This is a genomic window from Micromonospora endophytica, assembly GCF_003236305.1.
Classification (GTDB): domain Bacteria; phylum Actinomycetota; class Actinomycetes; order Mycobacteriales; family Micromonosporaceae; genus Micromonospora; species Micromonospora endophytica.
In genome coordinates, this window is record NZ_POTX01000243.1 from 1 (window position 1) to 8,698 (window position 8,698).

Genomic DNA, 8,698 nt, shown 5'->3' on the forward strand with positions numbered 1-8,698 from the left:
CGCCCGGTGGGGGCGGGAGGCCCGGGTGGAGGAGGTGACAGCACTAGGGTGGTGCGGTGACCGGTTCGTCACCCTGGGCGACGACTGGTGACGGTGACGCGATCGCGGGGTGGTCGGCGTGGGCGATGACCAACAGCACCGGGACGATCCGCGCTGGGCGGTGGCCGAACGGGTGGCCGAGGCGGCCCGGCGACGCTTCCCCGCCGACGTGCTCGCCGTGGCGGTGCACGGTCCGCTGGCCCACGGAGACGACGACGGCGGTGGCGACGGCGAAGTCGGACTGCTGATCGTCACCTACCGGCCCGACACCGGACCGCCCTCGACGACCCGCCGCGTGGACGGTGTGCTGGTCAGCCTGACCGTGGTCGCCGCCGAGGAGCGGCTACGCCAGGCCCGGCGCCTGACCTCCCGGTGGCCGCTGACCGCCGACCGCTACGTGACCACCCGGGCGTTGCACGATCCGACCGGCTGGCTGCGTACCCTGCGCGACGAGCACCTCGGCCGGTTGGCCCGGGCCCGCCCGGTGGAGTTCACCACGGCCGCCCGCATCGCGTGGTATCGGGGCAGCGCCGCACATGCCCGGGCCGCCCGGCTCGCCGCGTGGTACGAGACGGATCAGGCGCTGCTGATGCTGGCCGAGGCCCGGCTGGCCGCCGCCACGGTCAACGGCCTGCTCACCCGCACCTACTTCCGTGACCCGGGCGACGCGATCCGCCGCACCGGCCTGGCCGGCGCCGACATGACCGAGGTGGGTGCCGTCCTGGCCCGCCAGTCCGCCGACCTGGCCGCCCGAGGCCGCCCGGTGGACGCCACCATCCACGACCTGCTCACCCCCTGACCGGCCGCGGAACCTGGACGTGCTGCGGTGGGTCAGAGGGGCGATTGGATGCCGATCAGGGTGCCGATGAGGTAGGTGGCCGCCGCGGCGGCGGCACCCAGGAGCAGTTGGCGCAGGCCGCCGGTCCACCAGCGGCGGTTGGTGAAGCGGGAGACGACCGCACCGGCGACGAAGAGGCCGAGCCCACCCACCGCCAGGGCCAGGGCCAGGCTGGTCGCGCCGAACAGGTACGGCAGCAGTGGCACCAACGCGCCGACGGAGAAGCAGAGGAACGAGGAGATCGCCGCCGCCCACGGGTTGGGCTGCTCGTCCGGGTTGACGCCGAGTTCCTCCTGGACGTGCACCCGCAGGGCCTGCTCCGGGTGCTGCCGGATCGTCTCCGCCACCTGGATGGCGAGATCCTCCGGCAGGCCGCGGGCCATCCAGATCTCGGCCAGCTCCCGGGCCTCACCTTCCGGGTTGCGCTCCAGTTCGCGCCGCTCCTTGGCCACCTCGGCGGCGATCTGCTCATTGGCCGACCGGACGCTCGTGTATTCCCCGAGCGCCATCGAGATCGCGCCCGCCACCAGACCGGCGGTGCCGGTCAGCACGATGTTGCGCGGGGAGACGCCGCCACCACCGACCCCGGCGATGAGGGCGATGTTGGTGACCAGACCGTCCATCGCGCCGAAGACGGCCGGCCGCAGCCAACCGCCGGAGACGTCCGCGTGATGTGGCTCCCGGAGAGCCACGGGGGTCTCGGTCACGGCAGGGTCAGGATCTCGTGGCCGTCCTCGGTGACCAGGACTGTGTGTTCGAACTGTGCCGTCCATCTCCGGTCCTTGGTGACCACCGTCCAGCCGTCCGCCCAGACGTCGTACTGGTGGGTGCCGAGGGTGATCATGGGCTCGATGGTGAAGGTCATGCCCGGCTCCATCACGTCGGTGGGTCGGGGGCTGTCGTAGTGCGGCACGTAGAGCCCGCTGTGGAAGGACTCACCGATGCCGTGGCCGGTGAAGTCGCGGACCACGCCGTAGCCGAAACGTTTGGCGTACGACTCGATGACCCGGCCGATGACGTTGATCTGCCGGCCCGGAGCGACCGCCCGGATGCCCCGCATCATGGCCTGGTGGGTCCGCTCGACCAGCAGTCGGGACTCCTCGCTCACCTCGCCCACGCAGAAGGTCGCGTCGGTGTCGCCGTGCACTCCGCCGAGGTACGCGGTGACGTCGACGTTGATGATGTCGCCGTCGGCCAGCACGGTGGAGTCGGGGATGCCGTGGCAGATCACCTCGTTCAGGCTGGTGCAGCAGGACTTCGGGAAGCCCTTGTAGCCCAGCGTCGACGGGTACGCCCCGTTGTCGACGAGGAACTCGTGCACCACCCGGTCGATCTCGTCGGTGGTCACGCCGGGTTTGCAGTGCTCACCGGCGAGCTGCACGGCCTGGGCGGCGAGCCGCCCCGCGACCCGCATCTTCTCGATGGTCTCCGGGGTCTGCACGTGTGACCCCTGCCAGGGTCGCGGCGCCTTCTTGCCCACGTACTCCGGTCGGGGAATGTGGGCGGGCACCTGTCGCCACGGGGAGAGCGTGCCTGGGGTCAGCGGCGGACGGGCGGTCATGCCGCAAGCGTATCGCCGGCCGCCGGGTGAGCCCCACCACCATCCGACGTCCGGGGTTGTTGCCCCACCCGATGCGCTGTGTCAAGGTGTCAGCGTGGATCAAGGGGGCACATCTCCCGTCTTCTCTGTCAGCGCGGAGGTCGACGGCGACCAGCTGCGCGTAGTGGTTGCCGGCGAGGTCGACATGGCCACCGCTGACACCATGTTCCAGACGGCGTCGCGTGAACCGGCCGCCCGGGTGACGCTCGACCTGCGGGCAGTGACCTTCTTCGACTCGGCGGCCATCCACGCCCTGGTCCGGCTCGCCGGACGGTTCTCCGACTCGCTGACGGTGCTGCCGTCGCGGCAGGTGAGCCGGGTGCTGGAGATCGCCGGCCTGGGCGATCAGCGCTGGCTGAGCAATCCCTGAGGCGTGCCGACCCGGGCCGTACTCACTGGTCGAGCCGCCGGCGCAGGGTGACGGACGTCCCCTCGGAGGTCCGGTTGACCGACAACTCACCGAGTGCCCGGATCAGCGACAGACCCCGCCCCCGGAAACCCGACCCGGACGACTCCCGCCACCGGCCGGTGTCCCGCACGGTCGCCTCGACCACCCGGTCCTTGACGCTCACCTCGATGTCGATGGTGGGATCCACCGGGTCGACCGGGTGCTCGATCGCGTTCGCCGCCGCTTCGGAGACCGCCACGGTGAGATCGAACAGGTCGGTCTCGCTCACCCCGTGCACCACGAGGAACTCCTCGAGCCGCTTGCGCAGCACGCTGAGCCGGGTGGGGTCGGCGGGCAGCCGCAGCGTGAACCTGTCGAGTTCGGCGGCTTCCAGGGCGAGCACCGCCACGTCGTCGCGGCGGGGCCGGTCGACGACCCGCTCGACCACCGCGTCGATCAGGTCGGCCACGTGCTCCGACGAGCGGGCCGCGTCGGCGCGCAGCTGGGCCAGCGTGACATCGATGTTGAGCTGCCGATCCTCGATCAGGCCATCGGTGTAGAGCAGGAGCCGGTCGCCGACCCGCAGCTCACCGGTGACGGTCTGGTACTCCGTGCCGGGAATTGCCCCGACCGGCGGGCCGAGGGCCCGGTCGTAGAGGAAGGCCGCGTCGTCGCCGCGGATCAGCAGCGGCGACGGATGGCCGGCGCTGGCGTACCGCAGTTGGCTGCTGCGGGGACTGAACCAGACGAAGAAGACGGTGGCGAAGGTACGGGACTCGGTCGAGTCCACCAGCCGGTTGAGCCTGGTCAGCGACTCACCCGGGCCGAAACCCTCAAGCACGTACGCCCGCAGCGCGTTGCGCAGCTGCCCCATGGCCGCGGCGGCCGGCACGCCCTTGCCGACCACGTCGCCGATGACAAGCACGAGTTCGTCGTCGTCGCGGGCGATGACGTCGTACCAGTCGCCGCCGATCTCGACATCGGCGCTGCCGGGCAGGTACCGGCTGGCCACCACGGCACCAGGCAACTGCGGCAGGCTCTGCGGCAGCAGGCTGTGTTGCAGGGTGGTGGCGATGCGGTGCTCGGCCTCGTAGAGCTGCGCGTTCTCCAGGCGTACCCCAACCAGCCGGGCGAGCTGGGTCAACGCGGCCTCGTTGGTGTCGGCGCCCTCGGTGGTCGTACGCCACACCCGCAGCTCGCCGAGCTGCTGGCCGGCGACCCCGGTCAACGGCAGGAGGTGGGTCGGCTCGGCGTTGGCCGGGCCGTCCCCGGCCACGTACCGCGCGTCACCGACGGAGACCACCACGCGGCCGGCCTCGGCCAGACTCAGCGCGTGCCTGGCCGCCACCTGGAGCACGTCGGCGGTGGCTCGGGCCGTGTTCACCGCTACCGCGACGTCGGCCAGGGCGTGCAGCCGGCGCACAACCTGACCACGCAACTGGCCGAGTTCCACGTTGGCCCGGACCCGGGCGATCAGCTCCTGCCCGGAGAACGGCTTGGTCAGGTAGTCGTCGGCACCGACCGAGAGGCCGGCCACCTCCTCGCCCACCCCGGCCCGCGCGGTGAGCAGCACGATCGGCACGGACCGGGTACGCGGGTCCGCGCGCAGCGCCGCGACCAGGCCGAAGCCGTCCAGCCGGGGCATCATCACGTCGGTCAGGACGAGGTCGAAAGCGCCCTCGGTGGCCAGCCGCAGGGCGTCGAGCCCGTCGCTGGCGGTCACCACCTGCCAGTGCGGTGACAGCAGTCGAGTCACGTGTTCCCGCAGGTCAGGGTTGTCGTCCACGACCAGGATCCGGCCGGCCGGGGTGGGCGTGACGGCGGTGGCGGTGACCGGCCGGGCACTGCGGTCCGGTGCGGCACCGGTCCACCGTGCGGTCTCGGCGACGAAGAGCGGGGCCTGCCTGGGCTCACGCCCGGGACCGCCGGCATCGGCCACCCGGTCGGCCGCCAGGTGGGCGGCACCGAACGGGACGGCGGCGACGAAGGTGCTGCCCTGGTCGACCTGGCTGGTGACACTCACCTGCCCGCCGTGCATCTCGACAAGTTCCCGGACCAACGCGAGCCCGATGCCGGTGCCCTCGTGGCTACGCGACCGCACCCCCGGCACCCGGTGGAAACGCTCGAAGACGTGGGGCAGTTCCTCCGGCAGGATGCCCACACCGGTGTCGGTGACCTCCAGGCGGGCCATCCCGTCCACCGCCCGCAGCCGTACCCGGATCTCGCCGTCGAAGGTGAACTTCACGGCGTTGGAGATCAGGTTGAGGACGATCTTCTCCCACATGTCCTGATCGACGTAGACCGGTTCGGGCAGTGCCGCGCAGTCGACAGCCAGCCGCAGCCCGGCGCGCTCGGCCACCGACCGGAAGGTGCTGGCCACCCGGGCGGTGTAGCTGGCCAGATCGATCGGCTCGTAGTACGCGACAAGCCGTCCCGACTCAAGCCGGGAGAAGTCGAGCACCGTGTTGACCAGCTTCAGCAGCCGCATCGCGTTGCGGTGCATGCCGGTCAGCCGGGACGTGTACGGCTCCGGCAGCGCCGGGTCGGCGAGCATGTCCTCCAGCGGACCCAACACCAGGGTCAGCGGGGTACGGAACTCGTGGCTCACGTTGGCGAAGAAGTTGGTCTTGGCCAGGTCCAGGGCGGCCAGCGCGGCGGCCCGGGCCCGCTCCTGCTCGTACGCCCGCTGTTTGCCCACCGCACGGCAGATCTGCCCGGCGATCAGCTCGACGAAGGTGCGGTAGTCCGGGGTCAGCGGCAGCCGGCGGGCCAGTCCCAGCACCAGCACTCCGGCCGGTTCGTTCGTCGCGGTGATCGGCAGCACCATCGCCTCGTCGACGGCGTCGGGGGGTGTGTACCCGAGCAGGTCGACGGCGCGCATCGTGCCGGCGGTGCCCGCCGCCGCGAACTCGGCCAGGCCCTCGGGCGCGTCGACGGCAGCCACCCCTGCGCTGACTCCTGCCGGCCGCAGCCGCCCGCCGTCGTCGTAGAGGTAGAGCAGGCCGAACGGCAGGTCCGCCCGATGCCTGTCGAGCACGGCCGCGACGACCCCACCGATGTCGTCGCCGCTGCCCGGCTCGGCCAGGTCCGCGCCGAGTTCGGCCAGGGCCCGCAACCGCCGCTCACCGAGCACCCGTCCGGTGGTCTCGCTACAGACGCAGAGCACGCCGCTGATCGACCCGTCCGCGTCGCGGATCGGATCGTACGAGACATCGAAGTAGACGTCCTCCACGAAACCGTGCCGGTTGAGCAGGAAGTGGCGGTCCTGCGCCTGGTACGACTCGCCGTTGCGCAGCACCCCGGCCAGCAACGGCCCGAGCACGTCCCAGGTCTCCACCCAGTGCTCGCGGGCGGGTTGCCCGAGGACGGCAGGGTGCTTGTCACCGATGGTGGGCCGGTAGGCGTCGTTGTAGAAGGCGCGGAACTCCTCGCCCCAGAACATCGCGATCTGCGCCTTCGAGGCGAGCATCGTGCTCATCGCGTTGGCCAGCGCGGTCGGCCATCGATCGGGGGTGCCCAGCGGGCTGGTCGACCAGTCGTGGTCGCGCAGCAGTGCTCCCATCTCGCCGCCGCCGGCGAAGGCCGCCGCGAGCAGCGGCGGAATATGGTCACTCACTCCGGGCGGGTGGCTCCCCCCCGCACTCGCCTGGGCCGAGTTCATGCAGCCTCCCCGGCCGTGGTCCACGACGCGTCCGATCATCAGTTGCCGTGTTCCGCCTTCTACCCCGCCGGACCAGCAACGTAACGCATCGGCGGCGCCGGACGCTGATGGGCGACAACCGTCAGATGATCACCACATCCGCCGGTCACGGTCGGTCCCGGTCAGATCGCAGCGGGGTGACGTACGCGCCGGTGATCCCGCCGTCGACCACGAACTGCGCCGCGGTCATGAAGGAGGCGTCGTCGCTGGCCAGGAAGGCCACCGCGGCGGCGATCTCGCTCGGCTCGCCGAAACGTCCCATCGGTACGTGCACCAGCCGGCGCGCGGCCCGCTCCGGGTCGGCCGCGAACAGCTCGCGCAGCAGCGGCGTGGCCACCGGCCCCGGGCACAGGGCGTTGACCCGGATGCCGTCCCGGGCGAACTGGACGCCCAGCTCCCGGGTGAGCGCCAACACACCGCCCTTGCTCGCGGTGTACGCGATCTGCGACGTGGCCGCCCCCATCAGCGCCACGAACGAGGCGGTGTTGATGATCGAGCCCTTGCCCTGCCGGCGCATGTGCGGGATGACGTACTTGCAGCAGAGGTAGACGCTCGTGGTGTTGACCCGCAGCACCCGCTCCCAGGCGTCCAGCCCGGTCTCCAGGATGGAGTCGTCCTCCGGAGGCGAGATGCCGGCGTTGTTGAAGGCGATGTCCACCCGCCCGTACCGCTCGACCACGCCGTCGAAGAGGTCCCGCACCGCCGCCTCGTCGGCCACGTCGGCGGCGACGAAACCGCCGTCCACCTCGGCGGCGGCCCGCTGACCGGCCTCGGCGTCGATGTCCACGCAGACCACCCGGGCGCCCTCGGCGGCGAACCGGCGCGCCGTGGCCAGCCCGATGCCGCTGCCCGCCCCGGTCACCACGGCGACCCGGTCCTGCAACCGTCCCGGCATGCTCACTCCTCTGTGCTGATGAACACGTTCTTGACGTCGGTGAACGCGTGCAGGGCGTCCGGACCCAGCTCCCGGCCCAGGCCGGAGCGCTTCATCCCGCCGAACGGGGTCCAGTACCGCACCGAGGAGTGCGAGTTGACACTCAGGTTGCCCGCGTCGACCGCCCGCGCCACCCGCAGCGCCCGGCCCACGTCGCGGGTCCAGATCGACCCGGACAGGCCGTACTCGGTGTCGTTGGCCAGCCGGATCGCGTCGGCCTCGTCGTCGAACGGGAGCACCGAGACGACCGGGCCGAAGATCTCCTCCCGCCAGTGCCGGTCGGCCGGCGAGTCGGCGAGCAGCACGGTGGGGGCGTACCAGTGGCCGGGGCCGTCCGGGCAGCTGCCGGTGAAGGCCACCCGCGCCCCGTCGACGTGGCCGGCGACCCGGTCCCGGTGCCCGGTCGAGATCAACGGCCCCATCTCGGTGCGCTCGTCGGCCGGGTCGCCCACCCGCAACGCGCGTACCGCCGGTTCGAGCAGTTCGAGGAAGCGGTCGTACACCGGGCGTTGCACCAGCAGCCGGGACCGGGCGCAGCAGTCCTGGCCGGCGTTGTCGAAGACCGCGTACGGCGCGGTGGCGGCCGCCCGTTCCAGGTCGGCGTCGGCGAAGACCAGGTTCGCCGACTTGCCGCCCAACTCCAGGGTCAACCGTTTCACCTGCGCCGCGCAGCCGGCCATGATCCGGGTGCCGACCTCGCTGGAGCCGGTAAAGACGATCTTGCGTACGGCCGGGTGGGTGACGAACCGCTCGCCCACCACGTCGCCCCGGCCGGGCAGCACGGTGAACACGCCCTCGGGCAGTCCCGCCTCCAGCGCCAGCTCGGCCAGGCGCAGCGCGGTCAGCGGGGTCAGCTCGGCGGGTTTGAGCACCACCGTGTTACCGGCGGCCAACGCGGGCGCGAGACCCCAGGCGGCGATCGGCATCGGGAAGTTCCACGGCACGATCACCCCGACCACGCCGAGCGGCTCGTGGAAGGTGACGTCCAGCCCGCCCGGCACCGGGATCTGCTGCCCGGTCAGCCGCTCCGGCGCGCCCGCGTAGTAGTCGAGCACGTCGCGTACGTTTCCGGCCTCCCAGCGCGCGTTGCCGATGGTGTGCCCCGCGTTGCGGACCTCCAGCCCCGCCAACTCCTCCAGATGCGCGTCCACCACAGCGGCGAACCGCCGCAGCATCCGCCCCCGCTCCCCCGCCGGGAC

The 8,698-nt window shown here is 71.9% G+C and carries 7 protein-coding genes; 2 read left to right on the forward strand and 5 right to left on the reverse strand.

Annotated features, from left to right (window positions below):
• Positions 1–118: 118 nt before the first annotated feature.
• Entirely contained in the window at positions 119–838 is a 720-nt protein-coding gene (locus C1I93_RS25265) for a nucleotidyltransferase domain-containing protein (protein ID WP_181445322.1), read from the forward strand.
• A gap of 32 nt (positions 839–870) precedes the next feature.
• Here the strand turns inward: C1I93_RS25265 and C1I93_RS25270 are convergent, their stop codons facing one another.
• Both C1I93_RS25270 and map read right to left on the reverse strand, forming a co-directional pair.
• Positions 871–1,584, reverse strand: coding sequence for a VIT1/CCC1 transporter family protein (locus tag C1I93_RS25270; RefSeq protein ID WP_111245785.1), 714 nt, complete (start codon positions 1,582–1,584; stop codon positions 871–873).
• Positions 1,581–2,438 carry a type I methionyl aminopeptidase gene (map, locus tag C1I93_RS25275; protein WP_111245786.1) on the reverse strand — a complete coding sequence of 286 codons (858 nt, stop codon included), beginning with the start codon at positions 2,436–2,438 and terminating at the stop codon, positions 1,581–1,583. The genes C1I93_RS25270 and map overlap by 4 nt, the downstream gene beginning before the upstream one ends.
• Positions 2,439–2,532: 94 nt before the next feature.
• On the opposite strand from map, the gene C1I93_RS25280 reads away from it, so the two are divergent.
• Complete coding sequence (locus tag C1I93_RS25280) at positions 2,533–2,847, forward strand: STAS domain-containing protein (protein WP_223256191.1); 315 nt, start codon at positions 2,533–2,535, stop codon at positions 2,845–2,847.
• Positions 2,848–2,869: 22 nt separating this feature from the next.
• On the opposite strand, the gene C1I93_RS25285 is transcribed toward C1I93_RS25280, so the two are convergent.
• From C1I93_RS25285 to C1I93_RS25295, 3 genes are all read right to left on the reverse strand, one after another.
• The gene (locus C1I93_RS25285) at positions 2,870–6,526 is read right to left on the reverse strand and encodes a SpoIIE family protein phosphatase (RefSeq protein ID WP_111245788.1); all 3,657 of its coding nucleotides are present in this window, start codon (positions 6,524–6,526) and stop codon (positions 2,870–2,872) included.
• 145 nt (positions 6,527–6,671) lie between these two features.
• Positions 6,672–7,460: a 3-oxoacyl-ACP reductase gene (locus C1I93_RS25290; RefSeq protein WP_111245789.1), complete on the reverse strand. Its 789-nt coding sequence runs from the start codon at positions 7,458–7,460 to the stop codon at positions 6,672–6,674.
• Positions 7,461–7,462: 2 nt separating this feature from the next.
• Positions 7,463–8,698 (reverse strand): aldehyde dehydrogenase family protein (locus tag C1I93_RS25295; protein ID WP_111245790.1); only part of this gene is annotated, 1,236 nt, incomplete at its 5' end.